23 protein-coding genes are annotated in these 25,767 nt (G+C 59.3%); 13 read left to right on the forward strand and 10 right to left on the reverse strand.

Going from position 1 to position 25,767, the window contains the following annotated elements; translation table 11 throughout:
• Positions 1–26: 26 nt before the first annotated feature.
• The 4 genes from ALQ04_RS11735 to ALQ04_RS11750 form a co-directional block, all read right to left on the reverse strand.
• Positions 27–1,058, reverse strand: coding sequence for a polyamine ABC transporter substrate-binding protein (locus ALQ04_RS11735; protein WP_122315931.1), 1,032 nt, complete (start codon positions 1,056–1,058; stop codon positions 27–29).
• An 81-nt stretch (positions 1,059–1,139) separates the two neighbouring features.
• Positions 1,140–2,264 (reverse strand): ABC transporter ATP-binding protein, encoded by a 1,125-nt coding sequence (locus ALQ04_RS11740; RefSeq protein ID WP_122315932.1) that lies wholly within the window; start codon positions 2,262–2,264, stop codon positions 1,140–1,142.
• 274 nt (positions 2,265–2,538) lie between these two features.
• On the reverse strand, positions 2,539–3,168 hold the full coding sequence (locus tag ALQ04_RS11745; RefSeq protein ID WP_122315933.1) for a response regulator transcription factor: 630 nt from the start codon (positions 3,166–3,168) through the stop codon (positions 2,539–2,541).
• A complete protein-coding gene (locus ALQ04_RS11750; RefSeq protein WP_122315934.1) occupies positions 3,165–5,177 on the reverse strand; it encodes a histidine kinase in 2,013 nt (670 codons plus the stop codon). The genes ALQ04_RS11745 and ALQ04_RS11750 overlap by 4 nt, the downstream gene beginning before the upstream one ends.
• Positions 5,178–5,289: 112 nt before the next feature.
• Between ALQ04_RS11750 and ALQ04_RS11755 the strand changes: the two genes are divergently transcribed.
• The gene (locus ALQ04_RS11755; protein WP_122315935.1) at positions 5,290–6,240 is read left to right on the forward strand and encodes an alpha/beta hydrolase family protein; all 951 of its coding nucleotides are present in this window, start codon (positions 5,290–5,292) and stop codon (positions 6,238–6,240) included.
• A 71-nt stretch (positions 6,241–6,311) separates the two neighbouring features.
• Here the strand turns inward: ALQ04_RS11755 and ALQ04_RS11760 are convergent, their stop codons facing one another.
• From ALQ04_RS11760 to ALQ04_RS11770, 3 genes are read right to left on the reverse strand one after another with little or no spacing between them, the layout of a single operon-like run.
• On the reverse strand, positions 6,312–7,079 hold the full coding sequence (locus ALQ04_RS11760) for a DnaJ domain-containing protein (protein ID WP_122315936.1): 768 nt from the start codon (positions 7,077–7,079) through the stop codon (positions 6,312–6,314).
• Entirely contained in the window at positions 7,080–7,751 is a 672-nt protein-coding gene (gene murU / locus ALQ04_RS11765; RefSeq protein WP_122315937.1) for an N-acetylmuramate alpha-1-phosphate uridylyltransferase MurU, read from the reverse strand.
• A gap of 46 nt (positions 7,752–7,797) precedes the next feature.
• Positions 7,798–8,823 carry an aminoglycoside phosphotransferase family protein gene (locus tag ALQ04_RS11770; protein WP_122315938.1) on the reverse strand — a complete coding sequence of 342 codons (1,026 nt, stop codon included), beginning with the start codon at positions 8,821–8,823 and terminating at the stop codon, positions 7,798–7,800.
• A 129-nt stretch (positions 8,824–8,952) separates the two neighbouring features.
• Here ALQ04_RS11770 and ALQ04_RS11775 point away from each other — a divergent pair, with 129 nt between their 5' ends.
• The 11 genes from ALQ04_RS11775 to ALQ04_RS11825 all read left to right on the forward strand — a co-directional run bounded on the left by ALQ04_RS11775 (position 8,953) and on the right by ALQ04_RS11825 (position 23,082).
• Entirely contained in the window at positions 8,953–11,724 is a 2,772-nt protein-coding gene (locus tag ALQ04_RS11775; RefSeq protein ID WP_122315939.1) for an LPS-assembly protein LptD, read from the forward strand.
• Positions 11,705–13,027 (forward strand): peptidylprolyl isomerase, encoded by a 1,323-nt coding sequence (locus ALQ04_RS11780; protein WP_183142157.1) that lies wholly within the window; start codon positions 11,705–11,707, stop codon positions 13,025–13,027. Before ALQ04_RS11775 ends, ALQ04_RS11780 begins: the two co-directional genes overlap by 20 nt.
• On the forward strand, positions 13,024–14,013 hold the full coding sequence (pdxA, locus tag ALQ04_RS11785) for a 4-hydroxythreonine-4-phosphate dehydrogenase PdxA (RefSeq protein WP_122315940.1): 990 nt from the start codon (positions 13,024–13,026) through the stop codon (positions 14,011–14,013). The genes ALQ04_RS11780 and pdxA overlap by 4 nt, the downstream gene beginning before the upstream one ends.
• A complete protein-coding gene (rsmA, locus tag ALQ04_RS11790) occupies positions 14,010–14,816 on the forward strand; it encodes a 16S rRNA (adenine(1518)-N(6)/adenine(1519)-N(6))-dimethyltransferase RsmA (RefSeq protein ID WP_122315941.1) in 807 nt (268 codons plus the stop codon). Before pdxA ends, rsmA begins: the two co-directional genes overlap by 4 nt.
• 117 nt (positions 14,817–14,933) lie before the next feature.
• Positions 14,934–15,314: a Co2+/Mg2+ efflux protein ApaG gene (gene apaG / locus ALQ04_RS11795; protein WP_122315942.1), complete on the forward strand. Its 381-nt coding sequence runs from the start codon at positions 14,934–14,936 to the stop codon at positions 15,312–15,314.
• Complete coding sequence (locus tag ALQ04_RS11800) at positions 15,314–16,198, forward strand: symmetrical bis(5'-nucleosyl)-tetraphosphatase (protein WP_122315943.1); 885 nt, start codon at positions 15,314–15,316, stop codon at positions 16,196–16,198. The genes apaG and ALQ04_RS11800 overlap by 1 nt, the downstream gene beginning before the upstream one ends.
• A gap of 23 nt (positions 16,199–16,221) precedes the next feature.
• Positions 16,222–16,542, forward strand: a complete 321-nt coding sequence (glpE, locus tag ALQ04_RS11805; RefSeq protein WP_122315944.1) for a thiosulfate sulfurtransferase GlpE — start codon at positions 16,222–16,224, stop codon at positions 16,540–16,542.
• 336 nt (positions 16,543–16,878) lie between these two features.
• Entirely contained in the window at positions 16,879–18,801 is a 1,923-nt protein-coding gene (locus ALQ04_RS11810) for a PrkA family serine protein kinase (RefSeq protein WP_122315945.1), read from the forward strand.
• 116 nt (positions 18,802–18,917) lie between these two features.
• Positions 18,918–20,189: a YeaH/YhbH family protein gene (locus ALQ04_RS11815; protein WP_122315946.1), complete on the forward strand. Its 1,272-nt coding sequence runs from the start codon at positions 18,918–18,920 to the stop codon at positions 20,187–20,189.
• Positions 20,186–21,748, forward strand: a complete 1,563-nt coding sequence (locus ALQ04_RS11820) for a SpoVR family protein (protein WP_122315947.1) — start codon at positions 20,186–20,188, stop codon at positions 21,746–21,748. The genes ALQ04_RS11815 and ALQ04_RS11820 overlap by 4 nt, the downstream gene beginning before the upstream one ends.
• Positions 21,749–21,846: 98 nt before the next feature.
• Positions 21,847–23,082, forward strand: coding sequence for a multifunctional CCA addition/repair protein (locus ALQ04_RS11825; RefSeq protein WP_122315948.1), 1,236 nt, complete (start codon positions 21,847–21,849; stop codon positions 23,080–23,082).
• Positions 23,083–23,179: 97 nt separating this feature from the next.
• On the opposite strand, the gene folK is transcribed toward ALQ04_RS11825, so the two are convergent.
• Both folK and folB read right to left on the reverse strand, forming a co-directional pair.
• On the reverse strand, positions 23,180–23,686 hold the full coding sequence (gene folK, locus ALQ04_RS11830; RefSeq protein ID WP_122315949.1) for a 2-amino-4-hydroxy-6-hydroxymethyldihydropteridine diphosphokinase: 507 nt from the start codon (positions 23,684–23,686) through the stop codon (positions 23,180–23,182).
• On the reverse strand, positions 23,677–24,030 hold the full coding sequence (gene folB / locus ALQ04_RS11835; RefSeq protein WP_122315950.1) for a dihydroneopterin aldolase: 354 nt from the start codon (positions 24,028–24,030) through the stop codon (positions 23,677–23,679). Before folB ends, folK begins: the two co-directional genes overlap by 10 nt.
• A 74-nt stretch (positions 24,031–24,104) precedes the next feature.
• Here folB and plsY point away from each other — a divergent pair, with 74 nt between their 5' ends.
• Complete coding sequence (gene plsY / locus ALQ04_RS11840; protein ID WP_183142158.1) at positions 24,105–24,674, forward strand: glycerol-3-phosphate 1-O-acyltransferase PlsY; 570 nt, start codon at positions 24,105–24,107, stop codon at positions 24,672–24,674.
• 48 nt (positions 24,675–24,722) lie between these two features.
• Here plsY and tsaD read toward each other — a convergent pair whose 3' ends face one another.
• Positions 24,723–25,748: a tRNA (adenosine(37)-N6)-threonylcarbamoyltransferase complex transferase subunit TsaD gene (gene tsaD, locus ALQ04_RS11845; RefSeq protein ID WP_122315952.1), complete on the reverse strand. Its 1,026-nt coding sequence runs from the start codon at positions 25,746–25,748 to the stop codon at positions 24,723–24,725.
• Positions 25,749–25,767 lie beyond the last annotated feature (19 nt).

Consider the following 25,767-nt stretch of genomic DNA (forward strand, 5'->3'; position numbering starts at 1 on the left):
CCTGGATCTAACTCAGGTTGACGCGATTACTTGGCTGCCCAGGCAGTGAAACGCTGTTCCAGCGACTCGCCGTTGTCAGTCCAGAAAGTCACGTCCATCTGCACCTGATCCTTGATGTTTTCAGGAGTGGTCGGCATGTTCTGCAGGGTTTCCTTGTCCAGCAAGGCAACCGCCTGGGTGTTGGCCGGGCCGTAGGCGATGTTCTGCGAATAGGTCTTCTGCTGCTCCGGGCTCAGGACATAGGCGATGAACTTCTTCGCCGCTTCAGCGTTTTTCGAGCCCTTTGGAATGGCCCATGCGTCGAAGTCATAAACGCCACCGGTCCAGACCACTTTCAGGTTGCTTTCCTTCTGCACGGCCGCGATACGACCGTTATAGGCCGAGCTCATGACCACGTCGCCGGAAGCGAGGTATTGCGGAGGCTGGGCGCCCGCTTCCCACCATTGAATGTTTGGCTTGAGCTCATCGAGCTTCTTGAAGGCGCGGTCCTGACCGTCCTTGCTGGCCAGCACCTTGTAGACGTCCTTGGGCGCAACGCCGTCGGCCATCAGGGCGAATTCGAGTGTGTATTTGGCGCCCTTGCGCAGGCCACGCTTGCCCGGGAATTTCTTGGTGTCCCAGAAATCGACCCAACCGGTCGGTGCCGAGCCAACCTTGTCGGCGTTGTAGGCCAGTACGGTGGACCATACGAAGAAGCCCGCACCGCAAGTGGTCAGTGCGCCAGGCACGAAGTTCTCGGCCTTGCCGAACAGAGCCGGGTCCAGCTCTTCAAACATGTCTTCGTCGCAACCACGAGAGAGTTCCGGCGACTCGACCTCGACCAGATCCCAGGAAACGCTTTTGGTGTCGACCATGGTTTTGACTTTGGCCATTTCACCGTTGTACTCGCCAGCGATAATCTTGCCGTTGCCAGCCTTTTCCCACGGGGCATAGAAAGCCTTCTCCTGCGCGGCCTTGTTGGCGCCGCCGAAGGAAATGACAGTCAGATCAGTGGCCATGGCTTGCGCCGCGCACATCATGCCCAACGTGATAGCGGTGAACTTCAATGATTTCAGCATTTATTCTTTTCTCCACGAGCAGTGTTGGTAAGCGATTGGGATGGGCGATCGTTCGCCTCTGTTGTTGCTTTTATCGATAGATCAATGCACTTGCTGCAAGGGATCGAGCGCGCGGGCGTGCTCGACTTGCCATCCAATGGGCACGACATCGCCAACGCTCAGCGCCGGATCCAGCTCGGCGATAGGCTGCTTGACGAAAAAGTCGGTCTTGCCTGCCACTTCCAGACGCACGCGAACGTGGTCGCCCAGGTAAATGAACTCGGCAACACGGCCCGAGAAACGGTTTACACAACTTTCGCTACGGCCGTTGAGGCTGATGCGTTCCGGGCGAATCGACAGGGTGACCGGCGCACCGGTCTGGCCGACATTGATCGCCAGCGCCTCGACTTTCTCGCCGCGCTCCAGCTCGACGACACAGCGTTCGCCGCTCTGGCTGAGCAGACGCCCGTTGAGACGGTTGTTCTCGCCAATGAAGTTGGCGACGAAGGTGTTTTTGGGTTCTTCGTACAAGGTGCGCGGTGGAGCGATCTGCTGAATCTCGCCCTGATGGAAAACCGCTACCCGGTCGGACATGGTCAGCGCTTCGCCCTGATCGTGGGTCACGTAGACCACGGTCACGCCCAGACGCTGGTGAAGATGCTTGATCTCCATCTGCATGTATTCGCGCAGTTGCTTGTCGAGCGCGCCGAGGGGTTCGTCCATCAGCACCAGTTGCGGCTCGAACACCAGGGCGCGGGCAAGTGCCACACGCTGCTGCTGACCGCCGGACAACTGGGCCGGATAGCGATGCGCAAAGGAGTCCAGTTGCACCATGCCCAGTGCACGTTTGACCTTCTCGGCGATATCGGTCTTGCTCATGCCGCGCACCGACAGCGGGAACGCCAGGTTCTCGGCGACCGTCATGTGCGGAAACAAGGCGTAGTTCTGGAACACCATGCCGATGTCGCGTTTGTGCGGCGGCACGTTGTTGATGGCGCGGCCGCCGAGCAGGATTTCACCTGCAGTCGGCGTCTCGAAACCGGCCAGCATCATCAGACTGGTGGTCTTGCCGGAACCCGATGGCCCGAGCAGGGTGAGGAATTCGCCTTTGCGAATGTCCAGATTCAGGTCTTTGACGATCAGTGCTTCGCCGTCGTAGCTCTTCTGCACACCACGAAAGCTGACCAGAACATCATTCGCCCCAGCGCTTGAATCGACGTCGCTCATTACCCACACCTTTGTTTTATCTGCGTGAGTTCAAGACTAGAACAGCCCCCATACCGCGCAAATCGGGGACCATGAGAGATTTGCCTAGGCAGGCTGGAAGGGGCGCTGTAGGGATTGCCCTACACGGATGACGGGATTGGATAAGTGCAAATATGCCGTGTCATGTACAGGCGAACCCCCGCAGGACCGAATTCATTCGGGAATGGCGTACTCTCTGGCTTCGGGATACATGCCCTGCTCGCGGATGAACTCGCTCCTACGGGTCGTTTTTAGATCACAGCAGCTTGTGTTCCATAGCATATTTCACCAGGTCCGCCAGCGAGTGCAGGTTCATCTTCTGCATCAGCCGCGCCTTGTGGGTGCTGATGGTCTTGCTGCTCAGCGCCAGTTGCTGGGCGATGTCATTGACGTTGGCGCCCTGTGCCAGGCGCTCGAACACCGAAAATTCGCGCTCCGACAACAGTGAATGCAATGGACGGCTGTCAGTCAGGCCGACCTCGAAGACCATACGGTCAGCCAGCTCCGGATCGATATAACGGCCACCGGCCGCGACCCGACGAATGGCAGTCAGCAGCAAGGCCGGATCGCTGTCCTTGGTCGCATAACCCGCCGCGCCGACCTTCAATGCACGGGCGGCCATCTGTGCCTCGTCATGCATTGACAGCACCAGAATCGCGGGAGGATTGCTCAACGCCCGAATTCGGGGAATCGCCTCCAGACCGTTGACGCCGGGCATGGAAATATCCAGCAGCACCACTTCGCAGGGCACATGGCGCAGGGTCTCCAGCAACTGCTCGCCATTGCTGGCCTCGCCCACCACCTGCAGATCCCTGGCCAGGCCGATTAGCTGCTTGATGCCCTCACGCACGATGGTGTGGTCTTCAGCTACCAGTACACGAATCAATTTTCTCGCTCCTGTCCAACAGGGTCCAACGGGATGTATGCGCGCAAGGTTGTGCCTTCACCGACCTCGCTGTCCAGTTCCAGTCTGCCACCGAGCATCAGGACCCGCTCGCGCATGCCCACCAGACCGAACGAAGCAGGCCGCTCCGACTGCATCACAAACCCCTGCCCGTCGTCGGCGATGCTCATGCACATCACATCGTCGTCCAAGGTCAGGCTGACCTCCACGGTATGTGCCTGGGCGTGGCGCATGACATTGGTCAGCGCCTCCTGAAGAATGCGAAACATACCGGTGGCGCGGGCATCGCTGAGCGGCGGCAGGTTGTCCGGCACCTGCACCAGACACGGAATCTGCGTACGCGCCTCGAAACGCCGGGCCTGCCATTCGATGGCCGAAGCGATACCGGCATCGAGAATCGGTGGACGCAATGCGGTGGCAACATCGCGGACCAGTTGAAAGAGCTGCGCGATCAGACGCTTCATGCTGTTCAGGCGCTCTTCCAGCCCCGGATCGAGGCCAGCGTAAGCCAGCTCGCACATGGAAGTTTCCAGCTTCAGCACGGTCAGCATCTGGCCCAGTTCATCATGCACTTCCCGGGCAATGCGGGCCTTTTCCTCTTCGCGGACGCTCTCCAGATGCGCCGACAACTCACGCAACTGGTCGTGGGCACGGCGCCGTTCACTGACGTCGCTAAGGAACACCACCAGATATTCCGCCTCGCGAAAGCGCAGAAAGCTCAGGGACACATCCGTGGGCAGTACACTGCCATCGGCACGGATGCAATTGGTCTCGAACACTTGCGGACTGTCTTCACTGGAGCGTGCGTTCTTCCACAGATTCATCCAGCGGTCCATATGCAGGCCGGGCTCGAAATCGATCAGCGGCCGGTCGACCACAGCGCCTGGCGCATAACCGAGCATGGATTCCGCTGCATGGTTGGCATAGCGCACGCGGCTGTCCCAGTTGACCCACAGAATGCCCACCGTGCTCTGGTCGATGGAGAACTGCGCCAGACGCAATGCCTCCTCGCCTGCCACACGCCGCGCTATGTCCTCACGCGCCTCGACCAGTTCATATTCCAGGGCCTGCTGCTGACGACGCTGCCAGATGACGATGGCAAAGCACGCCAGCAACATCACCAGCAGCAACAGGCAGAGGTTCTGCCACAGGCCGGGCGACTCGCTGAAGCGCGAAGACTTGAGCGGCATCCAGCGCGAATGCAGTTGATCCAGTTCTTTGGCCGGAATGACATGCAACCCCTCGCTGACAATCGCCGCCAGTTGCGGCGCATCGCGACGGGTGGCCACGCGCAGCAGTTGCGGCAGACCGATATCGCCCACCACCGCCAATCCGGCAAACTCCGGCTCGCGGAACAGGCGGCTGAGTTGTGCCTCGTCAACCACCGCATAGCGAGCCTGCTGGCTCAGCAGCAATTGCAGGGCCTGACGTTCGAGCGGCACGCCTTGCAGATTCAGATGGGGATAATTGCTGCGCAGGTAATCGGCGGTCGGACCCGGCATGCGTACGGCCACCCGCGAACGCTCATCGACCTTTTCCAGATCGACCGCCGAACTGCCATCGCGCTCGCCGATCACCAGTTGCGAAACCCGCAGGTAAGGGTCGGAAAACAGCCAGCTGCGCAGCCCGGACGGGGTTTGCATCAGGCCGGGCGCCAGATCCACCTGCCCGGCTGCCACGGCCTTTTCCAGGGCTGCCTGATCGGGAAAGTTGCGCCACAGCAACTCCACTTGCAGGACCGCCGCCAGCGCGTTCATCAAATCGACGTTGGCACCCGACAATTGCTGCAGACGCTGATCGAACTGGGCATAAGGCGCATGCATCACCAGGCCGACCCGCAACGGGCCATGCTGGTCCAGCCAGGTACGCTGCTCCTGGCTCAGCAGGACTTTTGCAGCGGCATCAGGCTCGTCAGCCCGTGCATTCACTGCCAAAGCCATCAAGAGCAAAGCCAGGCAGCCGATAAAACCGGTGCGCAGAAGAGCAATCATCAACGTGTCGTTCTCGTGTGTTTTCGTTTGGCGGTCACAGGAAGTCCAGAGACCTGACAAATACCCATCAACCCATTAGGCTGCCAGGATAGTTTCTGGCCTGGAATATCCGATGTCCCATACCGTTCGCGCAACGTTTAGCGCATTGCTCCTGTCGCTGATAGTACCTTGTGGCCTGCCAGCGCTGGCTGCCGATCCTGCACCCGCCAAGGATGCAGCGTCTACAGAGGCGCCTGCGGAACGCGCACCACTGCTGACCCGCTCACAGGAAGATGCCCTCGCCCTCGAACGCCAGTTGCCCGCGCAGGATCTGCAACAACTGCAGGCCGGCGACGATAACTTCCTGGCGCTCTGGAAACCGGCCAACAGCGCCGACCCACAAGGCGCGATCATTCTTCTGCCGGGTGCCGGCGAATCCGCGGACTGGCCGGATGTCATCGGCCCGCTGCGGCGCAAGTTCCCCGATACCGGCTGGGCCACGTTGAGCATCACATTGCCAGACGTACAGGACGAAGCCCTGATGCCTCGCGAACCGGATACCGAAGAGAAACCCGAGGAGGCCCCCAAGGACGAAGCCGCCAAACTGACCGAGGCGCAAACGCAGGCCACTGACGAAACTGCCAGGGCCGCCGCCGCTGAGGAGCGCGTCAAGGCAGAGGCCGAACATGTTTTTGCCCGTATCGAAAGCGCGATCAGCTTTGCCCAGCAGAACAAGGCACGCAGCATCGTGCTGGTCGGCCATAGCAGCGGCGCCTACTGGGCCGCGCGTTTTCTGAATGAGCGGCAATCACCGGCGGTTCAGAAGTTGGTGATGGTCGCCGCCCGCGAGCCGGTCGACAGCAAGCCTTCACTGTTGGAACTGGTGCCGGCGCTGAAAATGAAAACGGCAGATTTCGTCTACCGGAATCAGGCTGCCCGTGCCGCCAATGACCGCCTGCAGGCCAGCAAGCGCGCCAAGGGTGCGGGTTTTACCCAGGTCGGGATTACCAATATTGCCGGTAATGAAGACGCCGAACAGGAACAGATCTTCCGCCGCATTCGTGGCTGGATAGAGGCTCAATAACGACTTTCGCCAATGAATTCGCTCACACAATCACTGTGGGAGCGAATGCCTTCGCGAACAAACAGACACACTCAACGAAACCCGCGACGCGCCTTGATCACCCGATAGGCGCCGTGCAGCTCGCTGGTTCGTTCCGTCGCAACCCGCACCTGCAAGGCATTGGCGCCACCGCCCGCAATCTTGTCCGGATGGTGACGACTGAGCAGACGACGATACGCACGCTTGATGCTCTGCGGATCGCTATCGGCCTGCACTCCCAACAGGGACAAGGCATCGTTGTATTCGTCCTTGCTGCCGATCGGCGTCCTTTTCATCGGGTCATGCTCGGCAGCCAGCGCCTCGATTTTCAGCTCCGACCAGCCCAGCCACATGCCCCACGCGCCGATCAGCTCGCGCTCGATGCGCGTCACCCGGCCGTCGGCCCAGGCCATGCGCAAGCAAGCCCGCAACAATCCTTCGGCCATGCCAGGCTGGCCGCGCAGACGACGCAGGTAACTGCGCAGCCCGTCGGTTCCGTCCTTGCCGCGATTGAACGCCGCAATGGCCAGACGCTGTGCAGTTTCATCCATGTTCAGGCGGCGCATTTCCGCCTGCGCCTGATGGATATGACTGGCAGCAACCCGGCCACCACTCTTGGCCAGACGCCCCAACAGTACGAACAACAGTTCCTCGTCGCGCACCGCAGGCCGACCACCCAGACGCTCACGCACATGCGCCCAGGTGTGCAACTGTAAACGGCGATCCAGGGCCTGCCCCAACAACGCCCCGAGCATCGCGCCCGGAATGCTGGCGATGGCATATCCGGCTCCGGCGCCGATCAGCGTGCCTGGCCATAGCATCTAGCGGCTCCCCGAAAGCAATCGCTCGACTTCGCCAAGACGCTCATGGGTACCGACGTCGATCCAGGTCCCGCGGAAATGTTCGCCGCTGACCTGCCCTTGCGCCATCGCCTGACGCAACAGCGGCGCCAGCTTGAAGGCACCAGCAGTACAAGCGGCGAACAACCGGGGATGCAGGACCGCAATGCCGCTGTAAGTCAGGCGCGGCGCATCCGTAGCGAGGTCATGCAATTGGCCGTCGACCAACGAAAAGTCGCCCGTCGGGTTGTGCTCGGGGTTATCGATCATCACCAGATGAGCCAGCCCGCTCAGCGGCTGGCGCAGTCCGGCAAACGGGTAATCGGTCCAGATATCGCCATTGACCACCACAAATGGCTCATCACCCAGCAACGGCAGCGCACGAAAGATGCCGCCACCGGTTTCCAGCGGTTCGCCCTCGGGTGAATAGCGGATATTCAGGCCCCAGCGCTGGCCGTCGCCAAGATGGTCTTCAATCTGCTGCCCCAGCCAGGCATGGTTGATGACCAGTTCGTGAAACCCGGCCTGCTGCAATGCCTGGAGGTGGTACTCGATCAATGGAGTACCGCCGGCACGTACCAGGGGTTTTGGCGTGTGCAAGGTCAACGGACGCATCCGTTCGCCTTTGCCGGCGGCGAGAATCATCGCTTTCATGCAAGCCTCTTCAACACAATCGATCCCTTTTCAAAATAATCCGGCCTCACGCCGACGCATCGGCGGGTTGCTGCAGGCTGGTCAGCAATTGACCCAGTTCCGCCAGTTCCGGACGCCGCGACAGAACCGCTTCTATATAAGCGAAGAAGCGCGGTACATCGCTCAGGTAACGCGGTTTGCCATCACGATGGCAGATACGCGCAAAAATCCCGATGACCTTCAAATGCCGCTGAACGCCCATCAGATCGCTGGCACGCGCAAATGCAGCGAAGTCGTCATGAACCGGAATGCCCACCGCACGTGCCTTGTCCCAGTAGGTCTGCAACCAGGCGGTAACACGCTCCTGAGGCCAGCTCAGGAAGGCATCCTTGAACAGACAGGTGATGTCATAAGTGACCGGGCCGTAGACCGCATCCTGGAAATCCAGGACACCCGGATTGGGCTCGCTGATCATCAGGTTGCGCGGCATATAGTCGCGATGTACCAGCACCTTGGGCTGCGCCAGGGCGCTTTCGATCAACAGGTCGCTGACATGCTGCCATGCGGCCAGTTGCGTCGAATTCATGTCGATACCCAGGTGGCGCTTCACATACCACTCGGGGAACAACTCCAGCTCGCGGCGCAACAAGGCTACGTCATAGCTGGGCAATGGCGCATCCATCGGCAGTTGCTGATAAGCCAGCAATGCTGCGATCGCATCATCAAACAGTGCATCGGCGTTATCCGCATCGATCACGTCAAGATAAGTCTGACGTCCCAGATCGTTGAGCAGCAAAAAGCCCTGCGTCAGGTCTTCGGCATAAATTTTCGGAACATTAATGCCCGAACTGGCCAATAAATGAGCGATGTCCACGAAGGGTTTGCAGTTTTCCTGTGGTGGAGGTGCATCCATGACAATAAAAGTTTTATCACCGCCTTCCCAGCGGAAGTAGCGACGGAAACTTGCGTCGCTACTGGCCGCAGTCAACGTGGCCGGGGGTACGGCGCCCCATTGCTGTTCGGCGAAGAGCGCTGGCAACTGCGCATCGAGCCAAACTTTCAGGGATTGAAGGCGTATATCTTGGTCTGACATTACAAGGGTCTCCGACGGCGCTAGCCGTCAAGCGGGTCATGCTTTATTATCCGGGATCTTTTTCAGCCCATCGAGAGGCGTGCGGCCCCCCCGCGGGCAGATGGCGCGCAGGAAGCCCGGACTAATAAGATGGCATTGAAATCCCCCGCGTTTCGTAAAAAATTTCCGTTGCTCGTAACCGGCAGTCTGCTGGCGATGCAACCCCTGGCCACTCAGTTCGTGGTTGCCGCGGAACAGTATGACTGCTCAGTCTCTGCTTCGGGTGCCTGGAACTGTGCGCCGAAATCGAATACGGCTGCTGTAGAGCTACCGCCACGTCCCGTGCACAACGCGACAGCGGTCAGTTCCAACGGCACCGTGATTTCGGAAAGCGCCCCGGCTGGCAAGTCTGCCGCCACTACCCAACTGGTCACCGAAGCCAAAGGCAAAGGCCTGCAGTCGCGCAGTGCAGACTACAGCCACCTTGACTGGGTTCCCCGTGAAAAGCTCACGCCTGCACAATTGGCCGAAACCGGGCCTTATTGTTCAGGTGCCTATGTCGAGCCGATCCGCCCTGGCATGGATGACAAGACGCCGAAAAGCGATGCTCCGATGTTCGTCGGTGCCAAGGTTTCGCGTTATCAGCAGGAAGAGCAGATCGCCACACTCGCTGGCGATGTCGTTCTGCGTCAGGGCAGCATGCAGGCCCAGGCTCAGGAAGCTGCGCTGTATCAGGCCGAGAACCGTGGTGAACTCACCGGCGACGTCCGCGTGCGCGACAACGGCGCCCTGATCGTCGGCGACAAGGCCGAGCTGCAACTCGACACCGGCGAAGCCCAGATCGACAACGCCGAGTACGTCCTGCACAAGTCGAACATTCGCGGTAACGCCCGGTACGCCAAGCGTGCCGAGAACGCGATCATCCGTCTCAAGGACGGTACGTACACTTCGTGCGAACCCGGCAGCAACGCCTGGACGCTCAAGGGCAACAACATCACGCTGAACCCGGCCACCGGTTTCGGCACCGCGACCAACGTTACGCTGCGGGTCAAGGACATACCGGTACTCTACACGCCGTATATCTACTTCCCGATCGACGACCGTCGCCAGTCCGGCTTCCTGCCACCGACCATCGGCGTCAGTGGCGACAACGGCTTCACACTGGTCACGCCTTACTACTTCAACCTGGCGCCCAACTACGACGCCACGTTGTATCCACGCTACATGGCCGACCGCGGCCTGTTGATGGAAGGCGAATTCCGTTATCTGACCAAGAGCAGCGAAGGCCAGTTCGGCGGCGCTTTTCTCAATGACGAGAATGACGAGCGCAGGCTGCAGTCGGAATACGAAAAGAAACGCTGGATGCTCAACTGGCAGCACACCGGTGGTCTGGACTCCCGTTGGCTGACCAAGGTCGATTACACCGACATCAGCGATCCGTACTACTTCCAGGATCTGGACACCGACCAGATCGGCGTAAACACACCCGAGTTCCTCAACCAGCAAGGGTCCGTGACCTATCGCGGTGACAGCTACAGGGCAATGTTCAACGTCCATGCCTACAAGCTGGCATCGATCGCCAACATTACACCGTACGACCGTGTGCCACAGCTCACGCTCAACGGCACATTGCCATTTAACCCGGCCGGCCTGCGTTTCGATTACGAGACGGAAGCCGTGCGCTTCGAGCGCGACCTGCAGAGCGGCACCTACTTCGACAGGGACGGCAACCCGGAAGCTCGCCTGGACACCAACGTAGGCGGCCTGGCTCGCGCCAACGGTGATCGTCTGAACCTGGCTCCGTCGGTCAGCCTGCCGATGAACTGGACCTATGGTTTCCTGACGCCCAAGCTGAAGTATGCCTACACCCAGTACGATCTGGATCTGGACAGCCGCGGCAGAGCCGCCGTGCCTGACTTTGAAAGCAAACAGACCCGCAGCCTGCCTATCGTGAGCGTCGACAGCGGCCTGTATTTCGACCGCAATACCCAGTGGTTCGGCAAGGACTATCGCCAGACTCTGGAACCGCGCCTGTTCTATCTCTATGTACCGGAGAAGGACCAGGACGACATCCCGGTTTTCGATACCAGCGAAAGCACGTTCAACTACTCGTCGCTATTCCGTGACAACCGCTTTACCGGTTATGACCGCATCGGTGACGAGAACAAGCTTTCCTTCGGTGTCACCAACCGCTGGATCGAAGAAAGCGGCTTTGAGCGTCAGCGCTTCAGCATTGGTCAGGCGGTGTACTTCAAAGATCGCAAGGTTCAACTGCCAGGCATCACCTTCGCCGACCGCGACGATGCCAAGGCCAAGGTTTCGCCTTATGCGCTGGAGCACGAATATCGCTTCAACCGCGACTGGCGCGTCAACTCGGACTTCAACTGGGATCCGGACAGCCGCAGCACCCGTTCGGGCAGCACCATGCTGCATTACCAGCCTGAAGATAATCCGGGCAAGATCATCAACGCCGGTTATCGCTATCGCAACGACCAGGTCCGCTACGACGAAAACACCGGTCGCTGGACAGTGGGCGGTGGCGACTATGGCACACCTGGCCAACCGGGCTACGTGAAGGACTACTACAAGATCCAGCAGCACGACTTCTCGGTCATCTGGCCAATCGTGCCGCAATGGAGCCTTATCAGCCGCTGGCAGTTTGACTACAACCGCAACCGTACCCTTGAGGCCTTTGGTGGTTTCGAGTACGACAACTGCTGCTGGAAACTGCGTCTGATCAATCGCTACTGGGTCGACTACGACGAATACAGCCAGGCAGCCCCTGAAAACGAGAAAGGCGACCGCGGCATATTCCTACAAATTGTGCTGAAGGGACTTGGCGGCGTTACCGGCGCCAAAGTAGAAACCTTCCTCGACAAAGGCATTCAAGGTTATCGTGAACGTGAAGACCAAGCTTTCTGATTGTCTGCGCCCGCTGATGCTGGGCGCATTACTCCTGAGCGGCGCTGTTCATGCAGCGGTCCAACCTCTGGACAGCGTAGTGGCCATCGTCGACAACGACGTGATCATGAAAAGCCAGATGGACCAGCGTGTTCGCGAAGTCCAGCAGACCATTGCCAAACGCGGAGCCGGCACACCACCGGCCGAAGCGCTGCAGTCGCAGGTTCTCGAGCGCCTGATCCTGGAAAACCTGCAATTGCAGATCGGCGAACGCTCCGGCATCCGGATCACCGACGAAGAGCTGAACCAGGCCATCGGCACCATTGCCCAGCGCAACAACATGAGCGTCGAGCAGTTCCGTGCAGCCCTGGCTCATGACGGTCTGTCCTACAACGATGCCCGCGAGCAGGTTCGTCGCGAGATGATCATCAGCCGCGTGCGTCAGCGTCGTGTTGCCGAGCGTATCCAGGTCTCCGAGCAGGAAGTGAAAAACTTCCTGGCTTCCGATCTGGGCAAGGCTCAGTTGTCCGAAGAGTTCCATCTGGCCAACATCCTGATCGCCACTCCGGACAGCGCTTCGTCGGATGCAATCCAGGCTGCTGCCCGTCAGGCTCAGGACATTTACGGTCAATTGCAGAAAGGTGCCGACTTCGCTCAACTGGCCGTTGCAAGATCCGCCAGCGAAAGCGCACTGGAAGGCGGCGACATGGGCTGGCGCAAGGCAGCTCAACTGCCACCACCGTTCGGTGACATGCTCAGTTCGATGCGTCCGGGCGAAGTCACTCCACCGGCACGTACGCCGGGTGGCTTCATCATCCTCAAGCTGCTGGAAAAGCGCGGCGGTGAAGGTCAGACCCAGATGCGCGACGAAGTGCATGTGCGTCATATCCTCATCAAGCCAAGCGAAATCCGCAGCGAAGAAGAAACCCGTCGCCTGGCCTCCAAGCTTTATGACCGCATCGAGTCTGGCGAAGACTTCAGCGAACTGGCGAAGAGCTTCTCGGAAGATCCGGGTTCGGCACTCAATGGCGGCGACCTGAACTGGGTTGACCCCAACTCCCTGGTTCCGGAATTCCGCGACGCAATGAGCGAAACGCCGCAAGGCACCTTGTCCAAACCGTTCAAGACAGCTTACGGCTGGCACATCCTGGAAGTCCTTGGCCGCCGTGCCACTGACGCCACCAGCCAGGCCCGTGACCAGCAAGCCCTGGGCGTATTGCGCAACCGCAAATACGACGAAGAGCTGCAAACCTGGCTGCGTCAGATCCGTGACGAAGCCTATGTTGAAATCAAGCTCCCTGGCGCGGCTCAGGCTGCACAGTGAAGCCAAGGCGTTTCGCATTGACACCCGGCGAGCCGGCCGGCATTGGTCCTGACCTTTGCCTGCTGCTCGCCACGCAGCCCCAGCCACACCCCCTGATCGCAATCACCAGCCGTGACCTGCTCCTGGAGCGGGCCACGCAACTGGGCGTGAGCGTCAATCTGCTGGAAGTCACCCCTGACACCCTTCCCGACGTACCGGCGCCTGCTGGCAGCCTGTATGTCTGGGATACGCCTCTGGCGGCCAGGGTGGTCACTGGCACACTGGACAAGTCCAATGCAGCATTCGTGCTGCAGACCCTGACTCGTGCGGCACAGGGCTGCCTCGACGGACTGTTCAGCGGGATGATCACCGCCCCGGTACACAAGGGCGTGATCAACGAGGGCGGCATCGCCTTCTCCGGGCATACCGAATTCCTTGCCGAACTGACCCATACCGAACAAGTCGTGATGATGCTGGCGACCGGCGATCTACGCGTGGCTCTGGTCACCACTCATCTTCCTCTGCGCGACATTGCCGATGCCATTACCCCGGAACGTCTGGAGCGCGTGACGCGCATCCTGCATGCCGATCTGGTCAACAAGTTCGGCATCGTCCGGCCACGCATCCTGGTCTGCGGCCTCAACCCGCATGCCGGGGAAAGCGGACATCTGGGCCGCGAAGAAATCGACATCATAGAACCTACCCTGGAGCGTCTGCGCAGCGAAGGCATCGACCTGCGAGGCCCGCTGCCCGCCGACACTCTGTTTACCCCCAAATATCTGGAGCACTGCGATGCAGTGCTGGCGATGTATCACGATCAGGGCCTGCCCGTGCTGAAATACAAAGGTTTCGGTGCGGCAGTCAACGTGACCCTCGGGCTGCCGATCATCCGCACTTCCGTCGATCACGGCACTGCGCTGGATCTGGCAGGCAGCGGAAACATCGACACCGGCAGCCTGCAAGTCGCTCTGCAAACCGCCTACCAGATGGCCGAGACTCATTCATGACCGAGCAATACCAACACCGGGCGCGCAAGCGCTTCGGGCAGAACTTCCTGCATGATGCAGGCGTTATCGACAAGATCCTGCGCGCCATTCGCGCCAAGGCCGAAGACCGGCTGCTGGAAATCGGACCGGGCCAGGGCGCCCTGACCGAAGGCCTGCTCAACAGCGGCGCACACCTTGATGTGGTTGAACTGGACAAGGACCTGATCCCGATCCTCAACAGCCAGTTCGCCGGCAAGCCGAACTTCAACCTGCATCAGGGCGATGCCTTGAAGTTCGACTTCAACAGCCTCGGTGCTGCGCCCCACAGCCTGCGCGTCGTCGGCAACCTGCCCTACAACATCTCCACGCCGCTGATTTTCCACCTGCTGCAAAACGCCAGCCTGATCCGCGACATGCACTTCATGCTGCAAAAGGAAGTGGTCGAGCGTCTGGCAGCAGGACCGGGCGGCGGAGACTGGGGCCGCCTGTCGATCATGGTTCAGTACCATTGCCGCGTCGAACACCTGTTCAACGTCGGGCCAGGCGCGTTCAATCCGCCGCCCAAGGTGGACTCGGCGATTGTCCGTCTGGTGCCTCATGAAACCCTGCCGCACCCGGCCAAGGATCACCGCCTGCTTGAACGTCTGGTGCGCGAAGCCTTCAATCAGCGCCGCAAGACCCTGCGCAACACGCTCAAGCTGTTGCTGAGCGCCGATGACATTGCAGCCGCCGGCGTCGATGGCAGCCTGCGTCCCGAGCAGCTGGATCTTGCTGCATTCGTCCGCCTGGCGGACAAACTCAGCGAAAAGGCAGGGGTGGAATAATCTGAAGGGACAAGTAAACAGCCATGTGCCATTAGTCTTTTTTCGTTTACTTGTCCTAGACTGACCTATCTATCGAACGCTCCAGTTTTTTCCGCTATAGCTTTCAAGGTCTACCGCATGCCCGATTCCCGTTATCAGGTCGACGTCAGCGTCGTCACGCGCTTCCTCGCCGAACAGTCGCAACCCGAGCAGAACCGCTTCGCCTTCGCTTATACCATCACCGTCCACAATAACGGCGAGCTGCCAGCCAGACTGCTGTCCCGGCACTGGGTCATCACTGACGGCGACGGTCATGTGGAAGAAGTGCGTGGCGAGGGCGTGGTGGGCCAGCAGCCATTGATCAAGGCAGGCCAGAGCCATACCTACAGCAGCGGTACGGTGATGACGACCAAGGTCGGCAACATGCAGGGCTCGTATCAGATGCTCGCCGAGGACGGCAAACGCTTCGATGCGGTGATTGCGCCTTTCCGTCTCGCCGTTCCGGGCTCTCTTCACTGATGGCAGTATATGCCGCGGGTGACCTGCAAGGCTGCCTTGAACCACTGAAATGCCTGCTGGATCATGTCGGCTTCGAGCCGGACAAGGACCAGCTCTGGCTGGTCGGCGATCTGGTCAACCGTGGCCCGCAATCGCTGGAAACCCTGCGCTTTCTTTACAGCATTCGCGAGTCGGTGGTCTGTGTCCTGGGCAATCATGACCTGCACCTTCTGGCAGTATCCCGCAAGATCGAACGCCTGAAGAAGTCCGACACCCTGCGCGAAATCATTGAAGCGCCGGACGGTCCCGAGCTGCTGGAGTGGCTGCGTCGGCAAAAACTGATGCACTACGACGCCGAGCGCAATATCGCCATGACGCACGCTGGCATTCCTCCGCAATGGTCGCTGAAAAAAGCCCTCAGGTACGCCAGCGAAGTCGAACAGGCGCTACAGGACGACAACCTGTACCAACCTTTCCTGGATGGCATGTACGGCAATGATCCCGCTAGCTGGGACAACGACCTGAAAGGCGTGACACGACTGCGCGTGATAACCAACTACTTCACCCGCATGCGTTTCTGCACCAGCGACGGCAAGCTCGACCTCAAGAGCAAGGAAGGCATCGAAACCGCGCTGCCGGGCTACGAGCCATGGTTCAGGCACCAGAATCGCAAGACCCGGGACCTGCAGATCATCTTCGGCCACTGGGCAGCCCTGGAAGGCCAGTGCGACGAACCCGGCGTCCATGCGCTGGACAGCGGCTGCGTCTGGGGCGGGGCGATGACCCTGATGAATGTCGACACCCTTGAACGTCATCGCTGCGATTGCGATGCTACCGGCAATGCCGCCAGTCGCCCGGCCAAGCCCCCTATCATTGCGCCACAGCCCAGCGAGGCACGGCGCTAAAAGATCAGCCCAGGAGTTCACCCATGACCGAATTCAAACGCATTCCCCCTGAACAGGCCCACGCCCTGCGCGAACAGGGTGCCGTACTGGTGGACATTCGCGATCCGCAGGCATTTGCCAGCAATCACATCACCGAATCCCGTCACCTGGACAACCACTCGATCGTGGACTTCATCGCCAAGGCCGATCTGGACAAACCCCTGGTAGTGGTCTGCTACCACGGCAACTCCAGCCAGAGTGCTGCGGCCTACCTTGCTGGCCAGGGCTTCTCCGAGGTGTACAGCATGGACGGCGGCTTCGAGTTGTGGCGCAACACTTTCCCTGGCGAAACAGTGCAAGGTTAACGACAGAACGGCTGCTGGTGCAGACATGCAGAAACAGCCGGTACAACTCTGAAAAAATATTTTTATCCGCCTGATCCCGCGTCCTGCGCGGGTTCGCGCCTCAAGTGACGAACGGTCAGCCCGTCTTCTTGCTCATCCCTTCTTTATCTTTGCGAATCCGAACTATCCTTAGCCTCAGGCCATCCGTAATCAGGGGAGAGCCGGTACACCGGCGCGTGGGTCATCGGTAGTTACTTTTATGGTGTTCTGGGGGGTAAACGGCATCTGGATACTCAGCTGCTACCAGCATCGACTGACGATCCGCCGCCGGCTCAACGTATCGAGCGAGGTGACGTCATGAGTATTTTTAGCCACTTCCAACAACGCTTTGAAACCACACGTCAGGAAGAGCTCTCGTTACAGGAGTATCTGGAGCTCTGCAAACAGGATCGCAGCGCCTACGCCTCTGCCGCAGAACGTCTTCTGCTGGCCATTGGCGAGCCCGAGCTGGTGGATACCTCCACCAATTCCAGGTTGTCGCGGATTTTTTCCAACAAGGTGATCCGGCGTTATCCGGCCTTTGCCGACTTCCATGGCATGGAAGAATGCATCGACCAGATCGTGTCGTATTTCCGCCATGCAGCCCAAGGCCTGGAAGAGAAGAAACAGATTCTCTATCTGCTGGGTCCGGTAGGTGGCGGCAAGTCGTCTCTGGCTGAAAAGCTCAAGCAACTGATCGAAAAAGTGCCCTTCTACGCCATCAAGGGCTCGCCAGTCTTCGAGTCGCCATTGGGGCTGTTCAATGCCACCGAAGATGGCGCGATTCTCGAAGAGGATTTCGGCATCCCGCGGCGTTACCTCAATACCATCATGTCGCCATGGGCGACCAAACGTCTGGCTGAGTTCGGGGGCGACATCAGCCAGTTCAAGGTAGTGAAACTCTATCCGTCGATTCTCAACCAGATCGGCGTGGCGAAAACCGAGCCGGGCGACGAGAACAACCAGGATATTTCGGCACTGGTGGGTAAGGTCGATATTCGCAAGCTGGAAGAATTCCCGCAGAACGATGCCGACGCCTACAGCTACTCTGGCGCTCTCTGCCGGGCCAACCAGGGCCTGATGGAATTCGTCGAAATGTTCAAGGCGCCGATCAAGGTCCTGCACCCGTTGCTGACCGCGACCCAGGAAGGCAACTACAACAGCACCGAAGGCCTGGGCGCGATACCGTTCACCGGTATCCTGCTGGCCCACTCCAACGAATCGGAATGGCACAGCTTCCGCAACAACAAGAACAACGAAGCCTTCATCGACCGGATCTACATCGTCAAGGTGCCGTACTGCCTGCGTGTCAGCGACGAGATCAAGATCTATGACAAGCTGCTGTTCAACAGTTCGCTGGCCAAGGCCCATTGCGCGCCCGATACGCTGAAGATGCTGGCGCAGTTCACTACCCTGTCGCGCCTGAAAGAGCCGGAAAACTCCAACATCTACTCCAAGATGCGGGTCTACGACGGCGAAAACCTGAAAGATACCGACCCCAAGGCCAAGTCGATCCAGGAGTACCGCGACAGCGCAGGCGTCGACGAAGGCATGAACGGGCTTTCCACCCGTTTCGCGTTCAAGATCCTTTCCAAGGTTTTCAACTTCGACCCACACGAAATCGCTGCCAACCCGGTGCACCTGCTGTACGTGCTGGAACAGCAGATCGAGCAGGAACAATTCCCGGCCGAAACCCGTGAGCGCTATCTGCGCTTCATCAAGGAATACCTGGCGCCGCGCTACATCGAGTTCATCGGCAAGGAAATCCAGACCGCCTACCTTGAGTCCTATAGCGAATACGGTCAGAACATCTTCGACCGCTACGTGCTGTATGCAGACTTCTGGATTCAGGACCAGGAATACCGCGATCCGGAAACCGGCGAAATCCTCAACCGTGTTGCCCTCAACGAGGAGCTGGAAAAGATCGAGAAACCGGCCGGCATCAGCAATCCGAAGGATTTCCGCAACGAAATCGTCAACTTTGTGCTGCGTGCCCGGGCCAACAACAACGGCAAGAATCCGACCTGGCTCAGCTATGAAAAACTGCGGGTGGTGATCGAGAAGAAAATGTTCTCCAACACCGAGGACCTGCTGCCAGTCATCAGTTTCAACGCCAAGGCCAGCAAAGAGGATCAACAGAAACACAACGACTTCGTCACCCGAATGGTCGAGCGGGGCTACACCGACAAACAGGTACGTCTACTCTCCGAGTGGTATCTGCGCGTGCGCAAGTCGCAGTAATGCAGCGGTAAGCTACAGGCCTCAAGCAACAGGCTGGAACGGTCGGACCTACCGATACAACCGTCACCAGCTTGTGGCTTGAAGCTGCTTTCTACTTGCGGCTGCCCGGAGGGCCTATGAGCTATGTGATCGACCGACGCCTCAATGGCAAGAACAAGAGCACGGTAAATCGCCAGCGTTTTCTGCGGCGTTATCGTGACCACATCAAAAAAGCGGTGGAAGAAGCAGTCAGCCGTCGCTCCATCACCGATATGGAGCATGGCGAGCAGATCAGTATCCCCGGTCGTGATATCGACGAACCGGTGCTTCATCATGGCCGCGGTGGCAAACAGACCGTTGTACACCCCGGCAACAAGGAGTTTTCCAGCGGCGAACATATCGCCCGCCCCCAGGGTGGCGGCGCTGGCAAGGGACCTGGCAAGGCCAGCAACTCCGGCGAAGGCATGGACGAGTTCGTCTTCCAGATCACCCAGGAAGAATTTCTCGAATTCATGTTCGAGGACCTGGAACTGCCCAATCTGGTCAAGCGCAACCTGACCGGCACCGACACGTTCAAGACCGTGCGCGCCGGCATCAGCAACGAGGGCAACCCCTCACGCATCAACATCATTCGCACCCTGCGCTCAGCCCACGCTCGGCGCATTGCCCTGTCGGGCAGCAGCCGCGCCAGGCTCAAGGAAACGATGAGCGAACTGGAGCGACTCAAGCGAGAAGAACCGGACAACTTCGGCGATATCCAGGAACTGGAAGGAGAAGTCGAGCGCTTGAAAGCGCGGATTCGTCGCGTGCCCTACCTGGACACCTTCGACCTCAAGTACAACCTGCTGGTCAAGCAACCCAACCCCAGTTCCAAGGCAGTGATGTTCTGCCTGATGGACGTCTCCGGCTCCATGACCCAGGCGACCAAGGACATTGCCAAGCGCTTTTTCATCTTGCTGTACCTGTTTCTCAAGCGTAACTACGACAAGATCGAAGTCGTGTTCATTCGCCACCACACCAGCGCCCGGGAAGTGGACGAAGAGGAATTCTTCTATTCACGGGAAACCGGCGGCACCATCGTTTCCAGCGCTCTGAAACTGATGCAGGAGATCATGGCCGAGCGCTATCCGAGCAACGAATGGAACATCTATGCCGCCCAGGCTTCGGACGGCGACAACTGGAACGATGATTCACCGATCTGCCGTGAAATCCTTACCAAGCAGATCATGCCTTTCGTGCAGTACTACACCTATGTGGAGATCACCCCGCGCGAGCATCAGGCGCTATGGTTTGAATACGAACGCATCGGCGAGGAATTTGCCGACACGTTTGCCCAGCAGCAGCTGGTCACTGCCGGTGATATCTACCCGGTATTCCGTGAACTCTTCCAGCGCAGGTTAGTGACATGACCGCTAGAGAGCAGAAACGCCAACCCCTCTCCACGGGATCCGAGTGGACATTTGAACTGATCCAGGCCTACGACCGCGAAATCAGCCGTATTGCCGAGCGTTATGCCCTGGATACCTATCCGAACCAGATCGAGGTCATCACTGCCGAACAGATGATGGATGCCTACGCCTCGGTGGGCATGCCACTGGGTTATCACCACTGGTCCTATGGCAAACACTTTCTCAGCACCGAGAAATCCTACAGTCGCGGGCAGATGGGGCTAGCCTACGAAATCGTGATCAACTCGGACCCGTGCATCGCCTATCTGATGGAAGAAAACACCATCTGTATGCAGGCGCTGGTGGTTGCCCACGCCTGCTACGGGCATAACAGCTTCTTCAAGGGCAACTACCTGTTCCGCACCTGGACCGATGCCAGCTCGATCATCGACTACCTGGTGTTCGCCAAGCAGTACATCATGCAGTGCGAAGAGCGCCACGGCATCGATGCGGTGGAGGACCTGCTCGACTCCTGCCATGCCCTGATGAACTACGGCGTGGACCGCTACAAGCGTCCTTACCCGATTTCAGCCGAAGAAGAGCGGCGCCGGCAGAAGGATCGCGAAGAGCACCTGCAGCGGCAGATCAACGACCTGTGGCGCACCATCCCGAAAAGTGCCGACAAGGGCAGCAAGGAAGACAACGCCCGCTTCCCGGCAGAACCACAGGAAAACATCCTGTATTTCATCGAGAAACACGCGCCGCTGCTGGAGCCATGGCAGCGCGAAGTGGTGCGCATCGTGCGCAAGATTGCCCAGTACTTCTACCCGCAGCGCCAGACTCAGGTCATGAACGAAGGCTGGGCGACGTTCTGGCACTACACGCTGATGAACGACCTGTATGACGAAGGGCTGGTCACCGACGGCTTCATGATGGAGTTCCTGCAATCGCATACCAGCGTGGTCTACCAGCCAGGCTTCGATAGCCCTTATTACAGCGGCATCAACCCTTACACGCTGGGTTTTGCCATGTATCAGGACATTCGGCGGATGTGCGAACACCCCACCGAAGAGGATCGTCGCTGGTTCCCGGAAATTGCCGGCACCGACTGGCTGACGGCAATCAAGTTCGCCATGTCCAGCTTCAAGGACGAGAGTTTCATTCTCCAGTACCTGTCGCCCAAGGTCATTCGTGACCTCAAGCTGTTCAGCATCATGGACGACGACCAGAAAGACGACCTGCTGGTGCCCGCGATCCATGACGAGGCCGGTTATCGCACCATCCGGGAAACCCTGGCCGCTCAATACAACCTGGGCAACCGTGAACCCAACGTGCAGATCTACAGCATCGACCGCCGTGGCGACCGCTCGCTGACCCTGCGCCACCAACAACACAACCGTAAACCGCTGGGGGAATCGACGGACGAAGTGCTCAAACACCTGCACCGCCTGTGGGGCTTCGATATTCATCTGGAAACCCTGCAAGGCGATCAGGTAATGAAAACTCACCACGTACCGCCACGAGGCGAGCACGCTGACGGCGAATACCCGAGACTCGATCTGGCGGTCGTTCACCTCTGAAGCGCATTACCATGAAACGTTTTTAACGGGTAATCGATAAGTTTTAACCTCCGTGAGGGCGACTCAGGTTTATCCTGTCGTGCTTACGGAGGTTTTTTATGCAGATTTATAAAGTTGGTGGTGCTGTCCGCGACCGCCTGCTGGGTCAACCCGTTACCGACACCGACTGGGTAGTCGTAGGCGCCACCGCCGAAGAAATGCTGATCAAGGGCTATCGCCCGGTCGGCACTGACTTTCCGGTCTTTCTTCATCCTCTGACCGGCGAGGAATACGCGCTGGCCCGCACCGAGCGCAAGAACGGCGTCGGCTACGGCGGTTTCATCTTTCACGCCAGCCCGGAAGTCACGCTGGAACAGGATCTGATTCGCCGCGACCTGACCATCAACGCCATTGCCGAAGACAAGGACGGTAATCTGACCGATCCCTATGGCGGTCAGAACGATATCGAAGCGCGCTTGTTGCGTCACGTTTCCCCGGCATTCGCCGAAGATCCTCTCAGGGTCCTGCGTGTGGCCCGCTTTGCCGCGCGCTATGCTCCCATGGGTTTCAGCATCGCACCACAGACTCTGGAGCTGATGCGTCAACTCAGCGAATCCGGCGAACTCAAGGCCCTGACACCCGAGCGTAGCTGGAAGGAGATCTCCAGAGCGCTGATGGAAAACCAGCCCCAGGTGTTCATACAGGTCCTGCATGACTGCGGCGCTCTCAAGGAACTGCTTCCTGAAATCGATGCCCTGTTCGGCGTGCCGCAACCTGCTGCCCATCACCCGGAAATAGACACCGGCAAACACGTGCTAAGCGTACTTGGGCAATCCGCCATTCATAAGCATCCGCTGAGCGTGCGCTGGGCCTGCCTGCTGCATGATCTGGGCAAAGGTCTGACACCAGAGTCCGAATGGCCACGGCACATCGCCCATGAACACACCGGCCTGCGCTTGATAAAAGCTGTCAACGAACGCTTTCGGGCACCAAAGGAATGTCAGGAACTGGCGCTGCTGGTGGGTCAGTATCACACCCACGGACATCGTGCGCTGGAACTCAAACCCTCGACCCTGCTGGAGTTGCTGCAGAGTTTCGACGTCTACCGCCGTCCGCAGCGCTTTGAAGAATTCATTGCTGCCTGCGAGATGGACGCCCGAGGACGCGACGGCTTCGAGCAACGCAGTTACCCACAGGCCGAATACCTGCGCGGCGCAGCCCATGCGGCCCGGACGGTTGCTGTCCAGCCATTGGTGGAGAAGGGTTTGAAGGGTCAGGAACTGGGCAATGCGCTGAAGAGCGAACGACTGGATGCCTTGAGGGTGTACAAGGCTGAACACAAGTCGGGGATTTGAGCTGCACCCTGCAGGAGCGGATTTATCCGCGAAGACGGCATTGAAAACACATCGGCAGCACTGGCCTCCCGCGAATGAATTCACTCCTACAGATGGCTCAAGGCGTCAATTGCATCCCGCGCCACTCAAAGGCCACAGGCCAGAGCTGCTGATCGATCTGCGCCTCGGCCCATAACCTAGCGAACGACACGCCAACACCGGGATGCAGCCGATCGGCCGCGATCAGCGACAAGGGCAACAACACAAAGGCATTCTTGAGAATCTCTGCACGCGGCAGGATCAGGCCGTCGAAATTGCCGACCTGCTCGCCATACAGAAGCACGTCGATATCCAGCGGCAATCCCTTGCGATCCGGGGCATAACGACCGTTATCCGCTTCGATCATCTTCAAGCGGCGATCCAGGTCCATCAACGGCAGATCGGTCAGGGCCGACACCACCAGATTGAAGAACGGGCCACTCTTGATTCCCACCGGATGACTTTCAAACACCGGCGAGCAGGTCAGGTCGCTCAGGAACGAGTCCAGCGCATCCAGCCCGGCATGCAAATGCCTTTCGCGCTCGATATTACTGCCGAGCCCGAGGAAAACCCGAGTCAGCGACATCCGCGCTCAATCTCCACGCCCACGCCCGCAGCAGCGGCAACCGCACCCGGCTTGGTCAGCCTCAGGTGCAACCAGGGAATATGAAACTCACTCATCAACACCTCGGCCAGGCGTTCGGCAAAGGTTTCCACCAACTGGAACTGGGCCTCGTCGGCAAAGGCCTGGATACGGGTGCAAACGGTCGCATAGTCCAGTGCCTTGCTCAGGTCGTCGCCCGCTGCGGCAGGCCGGTTATCCCAGGCAAAACTCAGGTCCAGTCGCAGGCACTGGCGAATGCCACGCTCCCAGTCATAAGCGCCGATCACCGTGTCGACCTCCAGACCGTCGATGAAAACTCTGTCCAAGCACTACTCTCCACTGCACGACAAGGGCGCGATGCGCCGTTAGAATCAGGGCATCCTCGCCCGGAATGGTTAGCATGTTTTGGTTACTGGCTATTTTCGCCTACCTGCTCGGCTCACTGTCCTTCGCCATCCTGCTCAGCCGCCTCAATGGCAGCCCGGACCCGCGTGCCAGCGGCTCGGGCAATGCCGGCGCAACCAACATGCTGCGTCTGGCCGGTAAAAAACTGGCCGTTCTGACCTTGCTCGGCGACCTCTGCAAAGGCCTGCTGCCTGTGCTGCTTGCCAGCCTTGGCGGCCTGGACCCCAGACAACAGGCCTGGATAGGCGTTTGCGCCGTATTGGGCCATCTGTTTCCGTTGTACTTCCGTTTTCGCGGCGGCAAAGGCGTCGCGACCGCAGCCGGAATGCTGCTGGGGCTCTACCCTCCCGCTGCTGCCTTGGCAATCACCACCTGGCTGCTGACGTTCTATCTGACCCGCACCAGCTCGCTGGCAGCGCTGATCGCCACGCCATTGACCCTGCCATTGCTGGCCTGGCAGGAACCGCGGGCGCTGCTGCCCATGAGTGTCCTGACCTTGCTGATCGTCTGGCGCCATCGCGGCAATTTACGCGACCTGCTGGCCGGGCGCGAACGGCATTTTTGATGGACGGCATGAAAACCGTTCAACTTCATGCCAAACCGACAAACAGCATCAGATACCCGACAACTGCTCCATCGGCCAGCGCGCCTGCACGCTGATGCTCAAATCTTCCTTCTGCCCCGCCAGCAGCCGCTGACAACCGGCGTAGGCGATCATTGCACCGTTATCGGTGCAGAACTCGGGACGTGCGTAGTAAACATTCCCACGCAGATCCGCCAGCATGCTCTCAAGCGACACTCGCAACGCCTTGTTGGCACTCACACCACCGGCGATAACCAGGCTCTTGAGGCCGGTCTGCTTGAGTGCGCGCTTGCACTTGATGGTCAAAGTCTCCACTACCGCCTGCTGGAAGGCCAGAGCGATGTCGCAACGGGTTTGCTCACTGTCGTCCCCAGCGCTCTGGCATTGCTGCCAGGTATTGAGCGCAGAGGTTTTCAGGCCGCTGAAGCTGAATTCCAGGCCCGGACGGTCGGTCATTGGCCGCGGGAATGCAAAACGCCCCGCCACACCCCGCGTCGCCAGCCGGGAAATCTCGGGACCACCGGGATATTGCAGGCCCATCATCTTCGCGGTCTTGTCGAAAGCCTCGCCTGCGGCGTCATCCAGGGTTTCACCCAGCAGCTCGTAACGGCCAATGCCATCCACACGAACCAGTTGCGTGTGGCCGCCGGAAACCAATAAAGCGACGAACGGAAACCGGGGCGGCTGCTCTTCAAGCATCGGCGCCAGTAAATGGCCTTCCATGTGATGCACGCCCAGGGCCGGAATGTCCCAGGCAAAGGCCAGGGCCTGGGCACAGGAAGCACCCACCAGCAATGCACCGACCAGACCCGGCCCGGCCGTGTAGGCAATGGCATCGATGTCGGTCGCAACGCAGTCCGCTTCGGCCAGAGTCTGACGAATCAGCGGCAACATGCGCTTGACGTGATCACGCGAAGCCAGCTCCGGCACCACGCCACCATAGGCGCGATGCAGGTCGATCTGACTGAACAATGCATCAGCCAGCAAACCGCGTTCGCTGTCGTAGAGTGCGACGCCGGTTTCGTCGCAGGAAGTTTCTAATCCCAGTACTAACATGGGTTTGCGCCTTGTAGGG

The organism is Pseudomonas cichorii, from assembly GCF_003700275.1.
GTDB lineage: Bacteria > Pseudomonadota > Gammaproteobacteria > Pseudomonadales > Pseudomonadaceae > Aquipseudomonas > Aquipseudomonas cichorii_B.